The 17,650-nt window shown below is 60.4% G+C and carries 20 protein-coding genes; 3 read left to right on the top strand and 17 right to left on the bottom strand.

Translation table 11 applies throughout. From position 1 onward, the window contains the following. Positions 1–47 precede the first annotated feature (47 nt). The 3 genes from AC07ZE_RS07630 to AC07ZE_RS07620 all read right to left on the bottom strand — a co-directional run bounded on the left by AC07ZE_RS07630 (position 48) and on the right by AC07ZE_RS07620 (position 1,465). Entirely contained in the window at positions 48–392 is a 345-nt protein-coding gene (locus tag AC07ZE_RS07630; protein WP_095195443.1) for a YegP family protein, read from the bottom strand. Between the two features lie 171 nt (positions 393–563). Continuing rightward, positions 564–869: a ribbon-helix-helix domain-containing protein gene (locus tag AC07ZE_RS07625; RefSeq protein ID WP_207262926.1), complete on the bottom strand. Its 306-nt coding sequence runs from the start codon at positions 867–869 to the stop codon at positions 564–566. Between the two features lie 14 nt (positions 870–883). Further along, positions 884–1,465, bottom strand: coding sequence for a DJ-1/PfpI family protein (locus AC07ZE_RS07620; RefSeq protein WP_207262924.1), 582 nt, complete (start codon positions 1,463–1,465; stop codon positions 884–886). Between the two features lie 213 nt (positions 1,466–1,678). Here AC07ZE_RS07620 and AC07ZE_RS07615 point away from each other — a divergent pair, with 213 nt between their 5' ends. Continuing rightward, the gene (locus AC07ZE_RS07615; RefSeq protein ID WP_207262922.1) at positions 1,679–2,584 is read left to right on the top strand and encodes a DMT family transporter; all 906 of its coding nucleotides are present in this window, start codon (positions 1,679–1,681) and stop codon (positions 2,582–2,584) included. Positions 2,585–2,643: 59 nt separating this feature from the next. On the opposite strand, the gene AC07ZE_RS07610 is transcribed toward AC07ZE_RS07615, so the two are convergent. The 3 genes from AC07ZE_RS07610 to AC07ZE_RS07600 form a co-directional block, all read right to left on the bottom strand. Then, complete coding sequence (locus tag AC07ZE_RS07610) at positions 2,644–3,858, bottom strand: class I SAM-dependent methyltransferase (protein ID WP_207262920.1); 1,215 nt, start codon at positions 3,856–3,858, stop codon at positions 2,644–2,646. Between the two features lie 130 nt (positions 3,859–3,988). Then, positions 3,989–4,351, bottom strand: coding sequence for a hypothetical protein (locus AC07ZE_RS07605; protein ID WP_207262918.1), 363 nt, complete (start codon positions 4,349–4,351; stop codon positions 3,989–3,991). A 2-nt stretch (positions 4,352–4,353) separates the two neighbouring features. Further along, a complete protein-coding gene (locus AC07ZE_RS07600; protein WP_207262916.1) occupies positions 4,354–4,632 on the bottom strand; it encodes an Ogr/Delta-like zinc finger protein in 279 nt (92 codons plus the stop codon). Between the two features lie 300 nt (positions 4,633–4,932). Here AC07ZE_RS07600 and AC07ZE_RS07595 point away from each other — a divergent pair, with 300 nt between their 5' ends. After that, positions 4,933–5,358, top strand: a complete 426-nt coding sequence (locus tag AC07ZE_RS07595; protein WP_207262914.1) for a helix-turn-helix domain-containing protein — start codon at positions 4,933–4,935, stop codon at positions 5,356–5,358. Between the two features lie 24 nt (positions 5,359–5,382). On the opposite strand, the gene AC07ZE_RS07590 is transcribed toward AC07ZE_RS07595, so the two are convergent. The 5 genes from AC07ZE_RS07590 to AC07ZE_RS07570 form a co-directional block, all read right to left on the bottom strand. Further along, positions 5,383–5,739 carry a putative holin gene (locus AC07ZE_RS07590; protein WP_207262912.1) on the bottom strand — a complete coding sequence of 119 codons (357 nt, stop codon included), beginning with the start codon at positions 5,737–5,739 and terminating at the stop codon, positions 5,383–5,385. Beyond that, complete coding sequence (locus AC07ZE_RS07585; RefSeq protein WP_207262910.1) at positions 5,726–6,028, bottom strand: helix-turn-helix domain-containing protein; 303 nt, start codon at positions 6,026–6,028, stop codon at positions 5,726–5,728. The genes AC07ZE_RS07590 and AC07ZE_RS07585 overlap by 14 nt, the downstream gene beginning before the upstream one ends. A 143-nt stretch (positions 6,029–6,171) precedes the next feature. Next, positions 6,172–6,789 (bottom strand): TPM domain-containing protein, encoded by a 618-nt coding sequence (locus tag AC07ZE_RS07580; RefSeq protein ID WP_207262908.1) that lies wholly within the window; start codon positions 6,787–6,789, stop codon positions 6,172–6,174. A gap of 31 nt (positions 6,790–6,820) precedes the next feature. Continuing rightward, a complete protein-coding gene (locus AC07ZE_RS07575; protein WP_207262906.1) occupies positions 6,821–7,573 on the bottom strand; it encodes a TPM domain-containing protein in 753 nt (250 codons plus the stop codon). An 8-nt stretch (positions 7,574–7,581) separates the two neighbouring features. Beyond that, positions 7,582–8,187: a LemA family protein gene (locus tag AC07ZE_RS07570; protein WP_207262904.1), complete on the bottom strand. Its 606-nt coding sequence runs from the start codon at positions 8,185–8,187 to the stop codon at positions 7,582–7,584. A gap of 246 nt (positions 8,188–8,433) precedes the next feature. Between AC07ZE_RS07570 and bglX the strand changes: the two genes are divergently transcribed. Beyond that, on the top strand, positions 8,434–10,725 hold the full coding sequence (gene bglX / locus AC07ZE_RS07565) for a beta-glucosidase BglX (RefSeq protein WP_207262902.1): 2,292 nt from the start codon (positions 8,434–8,436) through the stop codon (positions 10,723–10,725). 70 nt (positions 10,726–10,795) lie between these two features. On the opposite strand, the gene AC07ZE_RS07560 is transcribed toward bglX, so the two are convergent. The 6 genes from AC07ZE_RS07560 to AC07ZE_RS07535 all read right to left on the bottom strand — a co-directional run bounded on the left by AC07ZE_RS07560 (position 10,796) and on the right by AC07ZE_RS07535 (position 17,512). Beyond that, positions 10,796–11,953 (bottom strand): phospholipase D-like domain-containing protein, encoded by a 1,158-nt coding sequence (locus tag AC07ZE_RS07560; RefSeq protein ID WP_207262899.1) that lies wholly within the window; start codon positions 11,951–11,953, stop codon positions 10,796–10,798. A gap of 1 nt (position 11,954) precedes the next feature. Next, positions 11,955–12,545, bottom strand: a complete 591-nt coding sequence (locus AC07ZE_RS07555; RefSeq protein ID WP_207262897.1) for a YceI family protein — start codon at positions 12,543–12,545, stop codon at positions 11,955–11,957. Between the two features lie 103 nt (positions 12,546–12,648). Then, entirely contained in the window at positions 12,649–13,419 is a 771-nt protein-coding gene (locus tag AC07ZE_RS07550) for an IclR family transcriptional regulator (protein ID WP_207262895.1), read from the bottom strand. Between the two features lie 83 nt (positions 13,420–13,502). After that, positions 13,503–14,945: an amidase gene (locus AC07ZE_RS07545; protein ID WP_207267781.1), complete on the bottom strand. Its 1,443-nt coding sequence runs from the start codon at positions 14,943–14,945 to the stop codon at positions 13,503–13,505. A 2-nt stretch (positions 14,946–14,947) separates the two neighbouring features. Next, a complete protein-coding gene (locus AC07ZE_RS07540; RefSeq protein WP_207262893.1) occupies positions 14,948–16,258 on the bottom strand; it encodes a citrate-proton symporter in 1,311 nt (436 codons plus the stop codon). A gap of 78 nt (positions 16,259–16,336) precedes the next feature. Further along, entirely contained in the window at positions 16,337–17,512 is a 1,176-nt protein-coding gene (locus tag AC07ZE_RS07535) for a M20 aminoacylase family protein (protein ID WP_207262891.1), read from the bottom strand. Positions 17,513–17,650: the final 138 nt, after the last annotated feature.

The following is a 17,650-nucleotide window of genomic DNA, read 5'->3' as shown; positions in this document are numbered from 1 at the left end:
GTGGGAGCGAGCCTGCTCGCTCCCACATGGGGATTTGCATTGTGTTTTCAGAGGACAGGCAGGGTCTTGTCCTTGATCACCTTGGTCGGCCCATTGGCCTTCACGCTGGCAATGCCTTTTTCCATGGCTGCCGCCGAGGCATACGACTCGCTGCTGCCGATGATTTCGTGGTTAGCGGCCTTGAGGTTGAAATAGGGATGGCCATCCTTGGTGGTTTTTTTCTCGTAGCGCTCATCCAGCGGGCTGTTGGCCTGGACCGATGCGATCCCTTTATCGGCCGCGGCGCGGGTGGTGTACAGCTCACTGGTCAGAATGGTTTCGGCGTTCGCCGCCTTCAGCACAAACCTGAACTGACCGCTGCTGCTTTTACTCACTTCGTACCATCCGGACATGCTCTTTCTCCTTGGCGAATGAGAGGTTGCGCGCTTCAGAGTAAAGACCAGCCCGGGATTTTTGTCGCCTGTACCGGCCCCCTCGCGAGCAGGCTCGCTCCCACAATGGATTGGAGTTCGCAAATCCACTGTGGGAGCGAGCCTGCTCGCGAAAGAGCCGCCAGGGTCACCCTACTTCACCGATGTCCGAACTACCGAAAGTTCAGGCACCTGACCCCGCCGCTGACTCAGATACCGCGTACAACTGACCCGCAAAAACGAAGCGAAATTCACCACCTCGCCGCGGTAGTCCATCACCTCTTCATACAGCTTGGCGATCAACTGATTGGTGGTCATGCCATCGACCTCGGCGATTTCGCTGAGGATGTCCCAGAACTCGTTCTCCAGCCGCAGGGTGGTGACGACCCCGCAGATACGCAGCGAGCGGGAGCGCGATTCGTAGAGAATCGGGTCGGCTTTGACGTAGAGCTCGCACATGGATCGGTTCCTCGTTACAGCGTGATTTTCGTGCCCAGTAACCCGAGGAAACCCGCGAGCCAGTTCGGGTGGGCAGGCCAGGCCGGCGCCGTGGCCAGATTGCCTTGGACATGACCGTCCGTCACCGGGATATCGATAAATGTACCACCGGCCAAGCGGACTTCCGGAGCACAGGCCGGGTAGGCGCTGCACTCACGCCCTTCAAGAATGCCTGCCGCCGCCAGCAATTGCGCACCGTGGCACACGGCAGCGATCGGCTTGCCCGCCTTATCGAAATCGCGCACCAGTTCCAGGACTTTTTCGTTCAGGCGCAGGTACTCCGGCGCACGACCGCCAGGTATCAGCACGGCGTCGTAGTCTGCAGCCTTTACCTTGGAAAAATCGAAATTCAGGGCAAACAGGTGTCCGGGTTTTTCACTGTAAGTCTGGTCGCCTTCGAAGTCATGGATGGCTGTACGCACGGTCTGTCCGACGGTTTTTTCCGGACAAACGGCATGCACCGTATGGCCGACCATCAACAAGGCCTGGAACGGCACCATCACTTCATAGTCTTCGACATAATCGCCGACCAGCATCAGAATTTTTTTAGCCGCCATGGGGAGGACTCCTCTGGAAAATGCGTGGGCATGCAGGAGTATTCAAGGTAGTCCTTATCCGATGAGTCGGGTAACAACCGGCTACTACCTGATGGACCGCGATGGCGTCCTTGAACTGTACGGATAACTCTGCGCCTATCTGTAGCAGCGTGAAACCCACAGTTTATGGCTAGATGAAGGCACTTCCCCTCACCCAGGATTCTGGTTGCCATCATGTCCTCCCGCGAAAACACCGGCATGGCCCTGGGCTTGCTCGGCGTCGTCATTTTCAGCCTCACCCTGCCCTTCACACGGATCGTCGTGCAGGAACTTCATCCGCTGCTCAATGGCCTGGGTCGTGCGTTGTTCGCGGCGGTGCCTGCGGCAGTGCTGTTGCTGTGGTGTCGTGAAAAATGGCCGACCTGGAAACAGATCAAAGGTCTGATGCTGGTGTCGGCCGGGGTGATTCTTGGTTTTCCGGTATTGTCGGCCTGGGCGATGCAAACCTTGCCGGCGTCCCACGGCGCACTGGTCAATGGCCTGCAACCGTTGTGTGTGGCGCTGTACGCCGCGTGGCTGTCCCATGAGCGTCCGTCGAAAGCCTTCTGGGCCTGCGCGGCGCTGGGCAGCGCGCTGGTGCTCGGCTATGCATTGATCAGCGGCGCCGGCAGCATTCAGGCCGGCGATTTGCTGATGCTCGGGGCTATCGCGGTGGGGGGGTTGGGCTATGCCGAAGGCGGCCGGTTAGCCAAAGAGATGGGCGGCTGGCAAGTGATTTGCTGGGCATTGGTTTTGTCGACGCCGCTGCTGATCGGTCCGGTGGTCTATCTGGCGCTGCAACACCAGGGCGAGATTTCGAGCAAGACCTGGTGGGCCTTCGGTTACGTCTCGCTGTTTTCGCAGTTCATTGGTTTCTTCGCCTGGTATGCCGGGCTGGCCATGGGGGGCATTGCCCGGGTCAGTCAGATTCAGTTGCTGCAGATCTTCTTCACCATCGCTTTTTCAGCGTTGTTCTTCGGCGAACAGGTCGAACCGATTACCTGGTTGTTCGCCGCCGGGGTGATTGTGACCGTGATGCTGGGTCGCAAGACGGCGATCAAACCACATGTGGGAGCGAGCCTGCTCGCGAAGACGGACTGACAGCCAACATTGATGCTGGATTTGATGGCCCCATCGCGAGCAGGCTCGCTCCCACATGTTCAGAGTAAGCCGTCGGCCCGAAGCAGGGTTTCCAGGCAATGTTCAGTGATGTGATAGAAATCCTTCAGCGCCTGGATTTTCGCCAACAGCTGAGCCGGGTCAACCGGTTCGGCGCGCTTGACTGCCAGAATCATCTTGTTCTTGTTGGTGTGGTCCAGCGAGATGAATTCGAACACCTTGGTTTCGTAGCCGCATGCCTCGAGGAACAGCGCACGCAAGCTGTCGGTCACCATTTCCGCCTGCTGGCCCAGGTGCAAGCCGTATTGCAGCATGGGCTTGAGCAGCGCCGGGCTCTGGATTTGCAGGCGGATCTGCTTGTGGCAGCACGGCGAGCACATGATGATCGACGCCCCGGAACGGATGCCGGTATGAATCGCATAGTCGGTGGCGATGTCGCAGGCGTGCAGCGCAATCATTACGTCCAGCTCGGTCGGCGCCACACTGCGAACGTCACCGCACTTGAACACCAGTCCGGGATGCTCGAGCTTGGCCGCCGCAGCGTTGCACAGGGTGACCATGTCTTCACGCAATTCGACTCCCGTGACTTCGCCCTCGGCCTTCAAGGTATTGCGCAAGTAGTCGTGGATGGCAAAGGTCAGGTAGCCCTTGCCCGATCCGAAGTCCGCCACTCGCACCGGTTTGTCCAGGGCCAGCGGCGAGGATGTCAGCGCATGACTGAAGACTTCGATGAACTTGTTGATCTGCTTCCACTTGCGCGACATCGCCGGAATCAGCTCATGCTGCTTGTTGGTCACGCCAAGGTCGGCGAGAAACGGTCGACTCAGGTCGAGAAATCGGTTTTTTTCGCGGTTGTGCTCGGCAGACGGTACTTCTCGCAATTGCTGGGGTTTGCTTTTGAACAGCGAACTCTTGCCCTTTTTGCTGTATTCAAGCTGTGCTTCGTCAGTCAGCGACAACAAATGCGCATTTTTGAACGCCGCAGGTAACAGATCGGCAATGGTCGCGACGCCTTCGGCCAGAGGCAGGTTCTTGGTGATGTCTCGGGTCTTGTAGCGATAGACCAGGCAAAGGCAAGGCTGTGCCTTGACCGTCACCGGTTTGATGATGATCCGCTGCAGGTCCGTTTCATCGCCAACGTACTTGGCCAGCACCAGTTTGATGAAGGCCTTTTCATCGAGGCTGGTTTGCAGCAGGTCGATGAATTGAGCGTGATGATCCGGCGCGAGGCGGGCGGGAGTAGCGGTAACAGACATGAAAAACAGCCTCGGGCGGTGCGAGTCGGGGAATGCCCGGTATTTTAGGGCGGACGAGGCGTTTGGGCACGGAGTTATTTTGCGGCAGGTCCTGGTCACGCAGCCCAAGACCTGAATACCCCGTTGAAATCTAGGGCTCCACAAGCCGAAGTTTACGATTGGTCGGCGAGTTGATGATGTATTTGACAATCAACCCTACCGGCACCGCCCAAGTCAGACCGTTGGCCGGATCAGTGACCACAGCGACGGTTTCGGAACTCGCGGCGATATCCAGACGCCGGCGATCATTGGTGGATTTGATGATTCCGTAGGCATGGCTGACCAGCTTCTCTGCCAGGTGCATCGGCACATCGATACCTTCCAGATGTTTCACGGCACGACAGAACAACACCTGGTCATCGCTCGATCCGTCGCTTTCATGACGGGCCAGGAACGCCTGAGCAATGGCCAACAGTTCCTCGTTCAATACTCCATTCTCATCAACGCCCTCCATACCTACGACTCCAGTTGTGTTTCCATCGACGTGGCACTTACGGCTACAGGCCTGGCATCGCGACGCAAGTCGGGGCTGGCGCTCGGCAAACGTACGGAGGGATTGGGCATTCCACTGGGCGACAGTTCGTGGGTCATTTCGAACTCGGCCCGAACCGACCAGCCACAAGCCTCGGAGGTACATTGCAAATAAGCCACCCGCAAGAAAATATGACGACCCTCGCTGGTGCGGATACGCATCTTGCTCAGGCAGTGAGGACACACCATTTTGTAAGTGCTCATGCTTGTTTCCCGGCAGTCATCTGGTGGTAATCGACTTGATCAGACGCAATACTGTTTGGCGCGTTGATCGCTGCGGTCCGCCCTTGCGAAAAACGTCTGCCGGACAAAAGGAAATGCAACGGGCAGCCGCGTAATGGGTTAGAGCCAAGCTCGTAGGAAATCACCCTGATACCATTAGGAAGTTTCGACATCGTATTCTTCTGATTCGTAGTTGATGATTGATTACTTACAAAAAAATAAGTACTCATTGCGCATACGCTAAGCACTCAAAAAGCATATGTCAAAGGGAAGAGGCTCAAATTGCGTAGCAAAAAATCACAAGCTGTCCTGGCTCGCCTGAAGCAAATCACCGGCACTAAAACCGATGCATCATTATCTTCCGCGCTGCAGATCAGCCCGCAAACCCTCAGCAGCTGGAAAGGCCGCGACAGCACGCCATACTCGTTATGCGTAGAAATTGCACAATCACGAGGCATCTCTCTTGATTGGTTGCTGCTCGGTGAAGGTCCGATTTTACGGCAGGCACCCAGCTCCCCCGTCGAGGGTTCTCAAGAAAGTACGGCCCGGGAAAACACTATTCTCGCGTTGTGGCGATTGCTGGACGAAGAGGATCGCTGTGCCATACAAAACGCACTGGAGGAAAAGAGACGCCTGCGTGACATGGAACTCAAACTGTCTGAAATGGCCACCCTCCTTTCTTCACTCGAACGAAATTTGAAGTCATAGCCATCCAACGTTCATCACTGCCCATCACCCGCGTCCTCTGAAGTGCCGGATGATTTCGCCAAGACCGGCACCATCGATCCATTGCATGACCTTGATACTGATGGGAATGACGATCAGCGCGCAGAAAAATGCCGTCACCCCCGCTGTCAGGAACGGGGTCATCTGCAGGGCGACCGGGGTAAAAAGATAGCCGACGCCCGCCGACAGCAACCAGGAACCGATTCGCTGCCAGGCTTTGAAGTTGATGCGGGTGGTGGTGACCAGCCAGGCGCCCAGCGACGCACCGAACAGCGCCTCGCCGTCAATCGCAGGCAGTGTCGCGACACCCAGTCCCAACAGGAGCCCACTGATACTGTTGTAGATCGAATCAGTCAGATTCATGGGCACCTCTCTCACCAGTCTCATCAACCCTGATGACTCCCGATTCAATGGCTTTGAGCAACGCGGCGCTACGGGAACTGACGGCGAACTTGCGGCGGATATTGGAGAAATGAAAGTTGACCGTGGCTTCCGAGCAATTCTGAATCCGGGCAATCTCCCAGGATGTCTTGCCTTTGAAGCACCACATTAAGGTTTGCTTCTCTTTCGCGGTCAGCCGCGCTGGCGGGGCTTTCCCACCGCCATCGGGTGCAGCCCCCGCAATAGAGTCGAGCGATTGATGCGTTGACATAAGAACTCCCTCTACGTCAGAACGCCCGTGGCAGGGCGCTTGCTGTTGGAGGGATGTTGAAGACAAGCCTGGCGCCGGACAACACGCGGCAGTTGTACCGTGGAGCGCTACAAACTCTCTGGAGCAACGTTGCGGGTCAGGAGTTAACCGAGCACCACCAAACGATTGGGCAGCTCGTTACGTACGTGCGTCACAGGAACGTGCACCTTGAGCAACTCGCCGCACGCCTCGATGCAGCTGACAAAGCCCTGCAACGTCTGCCCTTGCCGCACTTGCTGAGTGAACGCGGCAACAATCGCGTCCCAGTTCTTGTTGTCCAGCCGACTGGAGATCCCCTCGTCCACCAGGATTTCCACATAACGCTCGGCCTCGGAGACGAAAATCAACATGCCGGTGCTGCCCACGGTGTGGTGCAGGTTTTGTTCCAGGAACTGCCGACGCGCCAGGTTCGAGGCGCGCCAGTGACGCACCGAACGCGGGATCAGGTGGGTGGTGATTTTCGGTACCCGGAACACCAGGCACAGGACGATGAAGGTGATCCATTGCACCAGCAACAGGCTGTGCATGGTCAGCCAGCCTGTCAGGTAATGCACGATGCCCGGTACCACCAGCGCCAGCAGGCTGGCCCAGAGCAGCGGGATGTATGCATAGTCGTCGGCGCGGGCCGCGAGCACGGTCACCAGCTCCGCATCGGTGTCACGCTCGACCCGGGCAATCGCCTCGGCGACTTTGCGTTGTTCGTGTTCAGTCAGTAATGCCATGTCTTGAAATGCCCGATCATTATTGTTTTATTCACCAGCCGCCCGACGAACCACCGCCCCCGAAACTGCCCCCGCCGCCACTGAAGCCACCGCCTCCGCCTCCGCCGCCAAAACCGCCACCGCCGAAACCGCCTGATCCGCCCGAACCGCCGCGGCCGGCGGGAAGGATACCGAGCATCTGGCCTACAAAAAAAGTGAGGATGAACAACAACACCAAAAACACGAACAGCGCCGGATGCCGCGAAACGAAATCGTCTTGCGGGTCACCGCTGGATTCATACACTGTCGACGGTTCGTCCAGAGGGTTCCCGCCCAGCACCACCAGCATCGCCGCCACGCCGTCGCTAATGCCTTTGCTGAAATTGCCGGCCTTGAACGCCGGGGTGATGACCTGCTGGATGATCACCGAACTTTGAGCGTCGGTCAGGCGATCTTCCAGGCCATAGCCGACTTCAATCCGCAGCTTGCGCTCGTCACGGGCGACGATCAGCAAGGCGCCGTTGTTCTTGTCTTTTTGGCCGATGCCCCAGTAGCGGCCCAGTTGATAGCCGAAGTCGGCAATGTCGGTGCCTTGCAAGTCCGGCAAAGTCACCACTACCAGCTGTTCACCAGTGACCTTCTCATGGGCCTGAAGCTGTTGCGTCAGCTGGTCGCGCACCGATGGCTCGATCATCCGGGCGTTGTCCACCACCCGCCCGGTCAGCTCCGGAAACTTCAATTCGGCCTGGGCCGCCAGGGTAAACACCCACAGCCACAGCACCAGGCCCGCTTTCAACACGCGCATGGGCAACCTCAAAATTTGACTTCAGGCGGCTTCTCCGCACCCGGCGTAGCCTCGAAGGTTTCGCGAACCGGCAGGTTGCTGTACATCACGCTGTGCCACAGGCGACCCGGGAAGGTACGGATCTCGGTGTTGTACTTCTGCACCGCCAGGATGAAATCACGCCGGGCCACGCTGATGCGGTTTTCGGTGCCTTCAAGCTGTGACTGCAAGGCCAGGAAGTTTTGATTGGCCTTCAGATCCGGATAGCGCTCGGATACCACCATCAGTCGGCTCAAGGCGCCACTGAGTTGGTCCTGGGCTTGCTGGTACTGCTTGAGTTTCTCCGGGTTGTCCAACGTGGAGGCGTCGACCTGGATCGAGGTGGCCTTGGCCCGGGCCTCGATGACGGCGGTCAGGGTCTCTTTTTCATGGGCGGCGTAGCCCTTGACGGTTTCCACCAGATTGGGGATCAGGTCGGCGCGGCGCTGATACTGGTTCTGCACCTGGCCCCAGGCGGCCTTGGCCTGCTCATCGAGGGTCGGGATATTGTTGATGCCGCAGGCGGTCAGCAACGTGGCCAACACCAGCAATGTGGCGATTTTCAGGTTCGACCGAGTGGCGAGTCGTACATTCATCAGAGTGATGCTCCCTACACATTTCATGGAAAAAACAACCAACGACCCTCTCGGCCGGCTCTTGGGGCATAATCGGCCGCGCTACTGGATCGCATCGGGGCAATGGGCTAAAAAATGCCCTGCGCAAAAAACACATCCGGACTTCGGCTGTCGTTTTTCAATCAGCCCTCGAACAACAATAGACGCTCCCTAAATTTTGGCTGACCGGCGTATCGATCGCCGCTTGGGCCCTTGAGAAAACAATTCATGAAGAAGCTGTGTTTGCTGGGCCTGTTCGTCAGCCTGGCCAGTCATAACGTATTGGCCGCCACGACGCCCGCACCTCTGGAAAACAAGGACGCCTTCGTCAGCAACCTGATGAAGCAGATGACCCTCGATGAAAAAATCGGCCAGTTGCGCCTGATCAGTATCGGCCCGGAAATGCCCCGGGAGTTGATCCGCAAGGAAATCGCAGCCGGTAATATTGGCGGTACGTTCAACTCGATCACCCGCGCGGAAAACCGTCCGATGCAGGACGCGGCCATGCGCAGCCGGTTGAAGATCCCGATGTTCTTCGCCTACGACGTGATCCACGGCCATCGCACCATTTTCCCGATCCCGCTGGCCCTGGCGTCGAGCTGGGACATGGACGCCATTGGCCTGTCCGGGCGCATTGCCGCCAAGGAAGCCGCGGCGGACAGCCTCGACATCACCTTTGCGCCGATGGTCGACATTTCCCGCGACCCGCGCTGGGGCCGGACCTCCGAAGGCTTCGGCGAAGACACCTACCTGGTGTCGCGCATTGCCGGCGTGATGGTCAAGGCGTTCCAGGGTGTCGGCGCCAACGCCGCCGACAGCATCATGGCCAGCGTCAAGCACTTCGCCCTGTACGGCGCAGTCGAGGGCGGTCGCGACTACAACGTCGTCGACATGAGCCCGGTCAAGATGTACCAGGACTATTTGCCACCGTATCGCGCGGCGATTGACGCCGGTGCCGGCGGGGTGATGGTCGCGCTGAACTCGATCAACGGCGTACCGGCCACCGCCAACACCTGGCTGATGAACGACCTGTTGCGCAAGGAATGGGGCTTCAAGGGCCTGGCGGTCAGTGACCACGGGGCGATTTTCGAGCTGATCAAGCATGGCGTCGCTGCCGACGGTCGCGAAGCGGCGAAGCTGGCGATCAAGGCCGGCATCCACATGAGCATGAACGACACCTTGTACGGCAAGGAACTGCCGGGGCTGTTGAAATCCGGCGAGATCCAGCAGAGCGACATCGACAACGCCGTGCGTGCAGTACTGGACGCCAAGTACGACATGGGCCTGTTCAAGGACCCGTACCTGCGCATCGGCAAGGCCGAGGATGATCCGGCCGACACCTACGCCGACAGCCGCCTGCACCGCGCCGAAGCCCGTGACGTGGCGCGTCGCAGCCTGGTGTTGCTGAAAAACCAGGGCGAAACCCTGCCGCTGAAGAAAACCGCGAAAGTCGCCCTGGTCGGCCCGCTGGCCAAGGCGCCGATCGACATGATGGGCAGCTGGGCCGCCGCCGGTCGCCCTGCGCAATCGGTGACCCTGTTCGATGGCATGAGCAATGTCATCGGTGACAAATCGACGCTGATCTACGCCCGTGGCGCCAACATCACCAGCGACAAGAAAATCCTCGACTACCTGAACTTCCTCAATTTCGATGCGCCGGAAGTGGTCGATGACCCTCGTCCGGCCAACGTGTTGATCGACGAAGCGGTGAAAGCCGCCAAGGATGCCGACGTGGTGGTCGCCGCTGTGGGCGAATCCCGTGGCATGTCCCACGAATCGTCGAGCCGTACCGACCTGAACATCCCGGAAAACCAGCGCGCGCTGATCCGTGCCCTGAAAGCCACCGGCAAACCGCTGGTGCTGGTGCTGATGAACGGCCGTCCGCTGTCGATTCTCGAAGAGAACGAACAGGCTGACGCCATCCTGGAAACCTGGTTCAGCGGCACCGAGGGCGGCAACGCCATCGCCGACGTGCTGTTCGGCGACTACAACCCGTCGGGCAAACTGCCGATCACCTTCCCGCGTTCGGTGGGCCAGATTCCGACCTACTACAACCACCTGAGCATCGGCCGGCCATTCACCCCGGGCAAACCGGGCAACTACACCTCGCAGTATTTCGATGACACCACCGGTCCCCTGTACCCGTTCGGCTACGGCCTGAGCTACACCGATTTCAGCCTGAGCAACATGGCCCTGTCATCGACCACGCTGAACAAGACCGGCAAGCTCGACGCCAGCGTCACCGTGAAGAACACTGGCAAGCGTGACGGCGAAACCGTGGTCCAGCTGTACATCCAGGACGTGACCGGCTCGATGATCCGTCCGCTCAAGGAACTGAAGAACTTCCAGAAAGTGATGCTCAAGGCCGGCGAACAAAAAGTCGTGCACTTCACCATCACCGAGGACGACCTGAAGTTCTACAACACCCAGCTCAAGTACGCCGCGGAGCCGGGCAAGTTCAACGTGCAGATCGGCCTGGATTCCAAGGACGTGACGCAGCAGAGTTTTGAATTGCTGTAATCCTTCAAACACCACAATCCAATGTGGGAGCGGGCTTGCTCGCTCCCACATTGGGTCCGTGGTGTGGCGACTATCCCCGCCGATCCAACAGATTCACCACCAGCCGATCCACCCATCCCCACACCCGCTGCTTGACCCGCCGCCACATCGGTCGGCGTTGCCATGCCTCCAGGCTGACTTCCTGGCTCAGGGCAAAGTCCCTTTCGAAACTCGCCGCCACCGCCCGGGTCAGTCCGGGGTCCAGGGCTTCAAGATTGGCTTCGAGGTTGAAGCGCAGATTCCAGTGATCGAAATTGCACGAACCGATGCTCACCCAATCATCGATCAGGACCATTTTCAGGTGCAGGAAACACGGCTGGTACTCAAAGATCTGCACGCCGGACTTGAGCAGTCGCGGGTAGTAACGATGCCCGGCGTAGCGTACTGACGGGTGATCGGTGCGCGGGCCGGTCAGCAGCAGGCGTACGTCGACGCCACGGGCAGCCGCGCGGCGCAGAGAGCGACGGACTTTCCAGGTCGGCAGAAAGTACGGCGTGGCCAGCCAGATCCGCCGCTGGCCGCTGTTCAGCGCACGAATCAGCGATTGCAGGATGTCGCGGTGCTGGCGGGCGTCGGCGTAGGCAACCCGGCCCATGCCCTCGCCCATGGACGGCACGCGGGGCAGACGTGGCAGGCCGAAATGCGCGGCGGGTTTCCAGGCGCGACGATGACGGTTGGCGATCCATTGGCGGTCGAACAGCAGCTGCCAGTCGATCACCAGCGGGCCGGTGATTTCCACCATCACTTCATGCCATTCGCTGACGTCTTCCCCCGGCGTCCAGAACTCATCGGTCACGCCGGTGCCTCCGACCACGGCCATCGTTTGATCCACCAACAGCAGCTTGCGGTGATCACGGTAGAAGTTGCCGAGCCAGCGCCGCCAACTCAGGCGATTGTAAAAACGCAGCTCGACCCCGGCGGCCATCAGGCGCTGGCGCAAGGTCAGGGTGAAGGCGAGGCTGCCGTAATCATCGAACAGGCAGCGCACCCGCACGCCGCGCTCAGCCGCCTGGACCAACGCCTGCACCATGGCCTCGGCGCAAGCGCCCGCCTCCACCAGATACAGCTCCAGTTCGACCTGTTCTTCGGCCCGGGCAATCGCCACCAGCATGCGCGGGAAAAACTGCGGGCCATCAATCAGCAGTTCGAAGTGGTTACCTTCACGCCAGGGAAAAATTGCGCCGGCCATGTCAACGCGCCGTGAAGATCAGGACAGCGCCTACCGGCACCGACAGGCTGATGGCCGACAGCCCGGCGACCTTGCGCAGGGCTTCCAGGCCGGGCACCAGGTCGAAGTCTTCAGCATTGATCACCAAGGGTTCCAGGGTCACCACCTGGAAACGCCGGTCATCGAGGCGCGTGGCCAGCAGTTCGGCGTTGTAGGTGTGTTGTTTGCCATGCAAATCGACGGTCAGCGGCAGGCGCAGTTCCAGTTGCGCACCGGGGGCGAGGTCGTTGATCGGGCGCAAGTCGATTTGCGTGGTGATCAGCGCTTCGGGAAAGGTCTGAATCTCGAACAAATCCTTGCGCATGCGTTCGTCGCGCAATGGAATGCCGCTATTGATCGAGTCGAGCTCGACTTCCACCTGTGCCAGGCCCTTGGGATCGACCTTGCCGTGCAGCACCAGAAAGCGCTGCACTTCGGAAACATTGGCGTTTTTGGTGCTGACGAACGACAGCCGCGAGGATTCGCCGTCCAGATACCAATTGGCCCGGGCAGACAGCGAAGCGCCGGCCAACAGCAGGATGGCGAGGGTTTGGGTGACAGACCGCATGAACATAGAGACTCGTGGGGGCAGATAAACCTGTGCTGAACCTTAACTGGCCTGACACAGGTTGCAAACTTTCTGTTGCCTTGAGTCTATAACCCGCCACAAGTTCCGCTTAGGCCATCGCCTGCTGCACATCACCAATCGTTGCAGCCAGGCTGTTGAGGTGCAGGCTCAGCACCCGCTCCACCGGTGCCTGATCCATCGGCCAGTGCAGTGCCATGCTGCCGACCAGGCGACCCTCGGTATGAATCGGCAAGGCCACCGCGCGGATCAGGAACGGCAGGCGCACCGGGTATTCCCAGTAGCCTTCGGTACGCTGGCCGAAGCCCTGGTGCAGCGCCTCTTGGGTGGTGTTGTACAAGGATTCGTCGTTCAGCCGCTCGCGCTCGGCCAGGCGTTCCACCTCATGGCTTTGCAGTTTGCCCAGGCAAGCACGCCCCATCGCCGAGTGAAACAGGCTGGCGTGCTGGCCGACGATCTGGCAGTTATTCGGATAGCGCTTACGTAACACCGTGGGGATTGCACTTTCCATGACCTCCACCCGCTCGCCGTCAAAACACGACAAGTCCGCCACCAGCCCGGTGCGCTCGCTCAACTCCACCAGCAGCGGCGCGGCGTTTTCCACCAGGCGCCGCTTGAAGCGCTGCCGGCTGTCACCGAACAGGCGCTTGGCGCACAGGCGATAACGCCGGTCGCTCAAGCCGCGATAGACCCAGCCCTGCTCCTGCAGGGTCAGCAACATGCGCGACACGGTGGCCTTGGGCAGAGTCGTCAGGTAGTGCAATTGCTCAAGGCCCAACGCCTGATGCTCGCCCAGCAACTCGACAATCGCCAGGGCGCGCTCCACGGAACGCACGCTGCCGGTTTCTGCCTTGCTGTCCATGTGATCGACCTCCGTATGCCCGAAATGGATCATCGATTGATCGGTTTACAAAAGAAAGCAAATTACACGCCCGTGCGCAGTACTCAGGCATTTTGCAGACAACCGGGTGGCCGCCGTTTGACCCATTGCGTCAGTTGTTCATGGGCATAAGCCAGTTGCAGCACCGCTCGGTCGGCCTGGGCCGGGCCAATAATTTGCAGGCCCATCGGCAAGCCGGCCGGGTTGAAACCCACCGGCACGTTCATGCTCGGCAGTCCGGCCAGGGTCGGCCCGATCACCACTTCCATCCAGCGGTGATAAGTGTCCATGGCCTGCCCGCCGACGACGCGCGGCCAAGGGGTCTGTGCATCAAAAGGGAACACTTGGGCGGTGGGCAGCAACAGGAAATCGTAGCGCTCGAACAACTCGCCCAAGGCTCGATACCATTCGCTGCGGCTGATCGACGCCTGATAGACATCCGCCGCGGTCAGGCGCCGTCCGCCCTCGATCTCCCATCGGGCTTCGGCTTTGAGTTGCTCACGCTGCTGCGGATCGGCATACAGCGCGCCGAGGCCGCCTTGCACCAGCCAATGCCGGTGCACCAGCCAGGTTTGCCACAAACGTTCCATGGAAAAGACCGGCTGGCAGGCCTCGACCTTGCAGCCCAGCGCTTCGAAGTCCGGCAGCGCCGACTCGCACAGGCTCATCACCCCCGGGTCCATCGGCAGGTAGCCGTTGTAGTCGCCCAGCCAACCGAGCCGGACATCGCTCAAATCCTGCACCAGCGACTGATGGAAAATCTCCGGGTCCTGCGTCAGTGACAACGGCACACGCGGGTCGTAACCAGCCTGAGTGCCGAGCAAACGAGCGACATCGGTGACGGTTCGGCCCATCGGCCCTTCGGTGGCCAGTTGCTGGACGAACACTTCCGGCGCCGGGCCGTGGGGCACGCGGCCTTGGGACGGGCGCAATCCAAAGACGTTGTTGAACGCCGCCGGGTTGCGCAGCGAGCCCATCATGTCGCTGCCGTCGGCCACCGGCAGCATGCGCAAGGCCAGCGCCACCGCCGCCCCGCCGCTGCTGCCACCGGCGACCAGTGTCGGGTCGTAGGCGTTGGTGGTGGTGCCGAATACGCTGTTGTAGGTCTGCGAGCCGAGGCCGAATTCCGGGACGTTGGTCTTGCCGATGATGATCGCCCCGGCATTGCGCACCCGCGCCACGCTGATCGCATCCTGTTGCGGGACTTGCTCGGCGAACAGCGGCGAGCCCATGGTCGTGCGCAACCCGGCGGTGGCCGCCAGGTCCTTGATCGCTTGCGGCATGCCGTGCATCCAGCCACGGGACAAGCCCTGGTCCAGTTGCCGGTCACAGGCGTCGGCTTCAGCCAGCAGCTCTTCAGGCGGGCGCAGCGATACCAGCGCATTAACCTGCGGATTAAAGCGCTCGATCTGCGTCAGATAGGCCTGCATCACTTCGCGACAGGACACTTCGCGTGCGTGGATGGCCCGGGACAGCGCATCGGCGTCCAGTTCGACAATCGGATGGATGCTCAAGGTTTCACTCCAAGGTCAAGTTCAACGGATTGTCTGGCGCGCGGTGCTTCATGCATGCAGTAAGTACCCAGCAGCGTCAGTACACAAGCGAACAGCACATAGAAGGATGGCGCCACCGGCGTGGCCAACGCCTTGCTCAGCCAGGTGACGATCAGCGGGGCAAAACCGCCGAACACCATGACCGCCACGTTGTAGGCCACCGAGACCCCTGTGGACCGCACTTCGACGGGAAACTGCTCGGCCAGCGCCGTCGGTGCCGGACCGAAGAAACCGCCAATCGCGCTGCACAACAACAGTTGCATCACCAGCAAACGTTCCACCGACGGCGCTGCCGCCACCCACACATACAGCGGATACACCATCAGGAAAAAGGCCAGGGTGAAGGCCATCAACACCGGACGCCGCCCAAGACGGTCCGACAGCGCACCGGACAACGGAATCACCACAGTCATCAGCGCCACCGCGAGCATCTGCACCAGCAGCACCTGATCCAGCGGCAGGCCCAGGTTCTTGTGGGCAAAGGTCGGCATGTTCACCAGCACCACGTAGAACGACACGGTCGCGCCACAGGCCAGGCCCATCGATACCAGAATGCTGCGCCGATGTTCGCGAATCACTTGCAGCAAACCCGGACTTTCGCCCTTGGCCAGTTTGCGCGCCTCAAGGAATTCTTCCGGTTCCTCCATGTGCTTGCGAATCCACAACCCCACCGGGCCGATCAACAGACCGATGACGAACGGAATCCGCCAGCCCCAGCTGTCCAGCGCCTCGGGCGAAAGCAGATGTGTGAACAACGCCACCATGCCCGCGCCGGAAAATACCGCCAGGCATTGCCCGACCAATTGCCACGAACCGTACAGCCCCTTGCGGTGCGCCGGCGCGCTTTCCACCAGGAAGGCCGTGGCACTGGCGTATTCGCCGCCCGTGGCGAAACCTTGCAGCATCCGCGCGACCACGATCAACAGCGGCGCGCCCATGCCGATGGCGGCGTAGTTCGGCGCGAAGGCAATCAGCGCGATGGACACGGTCATCAGGCGGATGATCATCTGCATCGCCGCCTTGCGCCCTTTGCGGTCCGAATACATGCCCAGCAAAATGCCGCCCACCGGGCGCATGAAAAAGCCGACGCCGAAGGTCGCCAAGGCCATCAACAACGATGCGTATTCATCCTCGGAGGGGAAGAACTGCCGGGCGATGATGCTCGCCAGAAAGCCGTAAACGATGAAGTCATACCATTCCAGCGCGTTACCGATGACGGCGGCGACCACCTGCCGGGTACGCGAAACGCCAGTACTCGAAGTCTGCATGGGGAACTCTCCAAACCTGTTGGGTGATGCCGGGCGCGACATTACGCGACCGGTCCAGCGGCAGTAGAAAGTGAAAGGTCAGGCCGGCTTGAGCCAGCTCTCGGTCAGCGCGCCCCAGTACGCCGCGCCGGTCAGCAGGATGTCATCGTTAAAGTCATAGGCCGGGTTGTGCACCATCGGCCGCGATACGCCGTTGCCGATGAACAGGTAAGCGCCGGGGCAGCGTTGCAGCATCCAGGCGAAGTCTTCGCTGCCCATCAGTTTGGCGGTGTTGCCATCGACGGCGTCGGCACCGAGCAGCTCGACGCCGACTTGCCGGGCAAATTCGGTTTCGGCCGCGTGATTGACCAGTACCGGGTAGGCCGGACGGTGTTCGAGGGTCGAGGTGCAGCCGAAGCTGCGGGCCTGGGCTTCGATGATTGCGCGTACCCGCTCCAGGGTTTGTTCGCGTACCTGGGCGTTCAGCGCACGCAGGCTCAGGCGCAGGATCGCCTGTTGCGCAATGACGTTGGCCGCTTCCCCGGCCTGCAATGCACCGACCGTCACCACCGCCGCCTGCTGCGCATCGATATTGCGCGCGACCACGGTTTGCAGGGCCATGACTACGCTGGCCGCCGCCACCAACGGGTCCACGGCCAGATGCGGCATCGAGCCGTGGCCACCGACGCCTTCAATCGTCACCGTGAGCAGATCCTGCGAGGCCATCATCGGCCCTTCGCGAAAGCCCAGATGCCCGGCCGGCAGGCCCGGCATGTTGTGCATGCCGAACAGGGCGTCGCAGGGAAAACGTTCGAGCAAGCCATCGGCAAGCATCGCTTCGGCGCCGCCCTGGCCTTCTTCGGCGGGCTGGAAAATCAGAGTCAGGGTGCCGTCGAACTGGCGAGTCGCTGCCAGGTAGCGCGCCGCACCCAGCAACATGGTGGTGTGGCCGTCGTGCCCACAGGCGTGCATGCAGCCCTGATGCCGGCTGCTGTAGGCCGCACCGGTGTTCTCGATGATCGGCAACGCATCCATGTCGGCGCGTATCCCGAGCTTGCGCGGGCTGGTGCCGTTGCGCAGGACACCGACTACGCCGGTTTTGCCGATGCCGGTGTGCACCTCATAACCCCACTCTTTCAAGGATTGGGCGACCAGCGCCGAGGTACGGTTTTCCTCGAAGCCGAGTTCAGGGTGGGCGTGGATGTCCTGGCGGGTGGCGTGCAGGTCGCTGGCCACGTCGTTGAGCCAGGCAAGGATGTGCTGATGTCGGGTCATGACGATTGTCCTCGGGCCGGGTGTATTCCCGTTCTTTTTGTTCGCGGTGATTTCGCGACACATCAAGGCAGGTCGCGCTCACTGCCAGATAACCGCGAGTCGCGCGCCAGGACAATCGAATGTGGTTCCACGGTGTGG

It is taken from the genome of Pseudomonas sp. GW101-3H06, assembly GCF_059424605.1.
This window is presented reverse-complemented; position numbering and strand designations above follow the sequence as displayed.

What these genes read in the sequence shown, in the direction of transcription:
- AC07ZE_RS07630 (WP_095195443.1), bottom strand. Translation starts at nt 392, where the DNA reads ATGTCCGGATGGTACGAAGTGAGTAAAAGCAGCAGCGGTCAGTTCAGG.
- AC07ZE_RS07625 (WP_207262926.1), bottom strand. Translation starts at nt 869, where the DNA reads ATGTGCGAGCTCTACGTCAAAGCCGACCCGATTCTCTACGAATCGCGC.
- AC07ZE_RS07620 (WP_207262924.1), bottom strand. Translation starts at nt 1,465, where the DNA reads ATGGCGGCTAAAAAAATTCTGATGCTGGTCGGCGATTATGTCGAAGAC.
- AC07ZE_RS07615 (WP_207262922.1), top strand. Translation starts at nt 1,679, where the DNA reads ATGTCCTCCCGCGAAAACACCGGCATGGCCCTGGGCTTGCTCGGCGTC.
- AC07ZE_RS07610 (WP_207262920.1), bottom strand. Translation starts at nt 3,858, where the DNA reads ATGTCTGTTACCGCTACTCCCGCCCGCCTCGCGCCGGATCATCACGCT.
- AC07ZE_RS07605 (WP_207262918.1), bottom strand. Translation starts at nt 4,351, where the DNA reads ATGGAGGGCGTTGATGAGAATGGAGTATTGAACGAGGAACTGTTGGCC.
- AC07ZE_RS07600 (WP_207262916.1), bottom strand. Translation starts at nt 4,632, where the DNA reads ATGAGCACTTACAAAATGGTGTGTCCTCACTGCCTGAGCAAGATGCGT.
- AC07ZE_RS07590 (WP_207262912.1), bottom strand. Translation starts at nt 5,739, where the DNA reads ATGAATCTGACTGATTCGATCTACAACAGTATCAGTGGGCTCCTGTTG.
- AC07ZE_RS07585 (WP_207262910.1), bottom strand. Translation starts at nt 6,028, where the DNA reads ATGTCAACGCATCAATCGCTCGACTCTATTGCGGGGGCTGCACCCGAT.
- AC07ZE_RS07580 (WP_207262908.1), bottom strand. Translation starts at nt 6,789, where the DNA reads ATGGCATTACTGACTGAACACGAACAACGCAAAGTCGCCGAGGCGATT.
- AC07ZE_RS07575 (WP_207262906.1), bottom strand. Translation starts at nt 7,573, where the DNA reads ATGCGCGTGTTGAAAGCGGGCCTGGTGCTGTGGCTGTGGGTGTTTACC.
- AC07ZE_RS07570 (WP_207262904.1), bottom strand. Translation starts at nt 8,187, where the DNA reads ATGAATGTACGACTCGCCACTCGGTCGAACCTGAAAATCGCCACATTG.
- bglX (WP_207262902.1), top strand. Translation starts at nt 8,434, where the DNA reads ATGAAGAAGCTGTGTTTGCTGGGCCTGTTCGTCAGCCTGGCCAGTCAT.
- AC07ZE_RS07560 (WP_207262899.1), bottom strand. Translation starts at nt 11,953, where the DNA reads ATGGCCGGCGCAATTTTTCCCTGGCGTGAAGGTAACCACTTCGAACTG.
- AC07ZE_RS07555 (WP_207262897.1), bottom strand. Translation starts at nt 12,545, where the DNA reads ATGTTCATGCGGTCTGTCACCCAAACCCTCGCCATCCTGCTGTTGGCC.
- AC07ZE_RS07550 (WP_207262895.1), bottom strand. Translation starts at nt 13,419, where the DNA reads ATGGACAGCAAGGCAGAAACCGGCAGCGTGCGTTCCGTGGAGCGCGCC.
- AC07ZE_RS07540 (WP_207262893.1), bottom strand. Translation starts at nt 16,258, where the DNA reads ATGCAGACTTCGAGTACTGGCGTTTCGCGTACCCGGCAGGTGGTCGCC.
- AC07ZE_RS07535 (WP_207262891.1), bottom strand. Translation starts at nt 17,512, where the DNA reads ATGACCCGACATCAGCACATCCTTGCCTGGCTCAACGACGTGGCCAGC.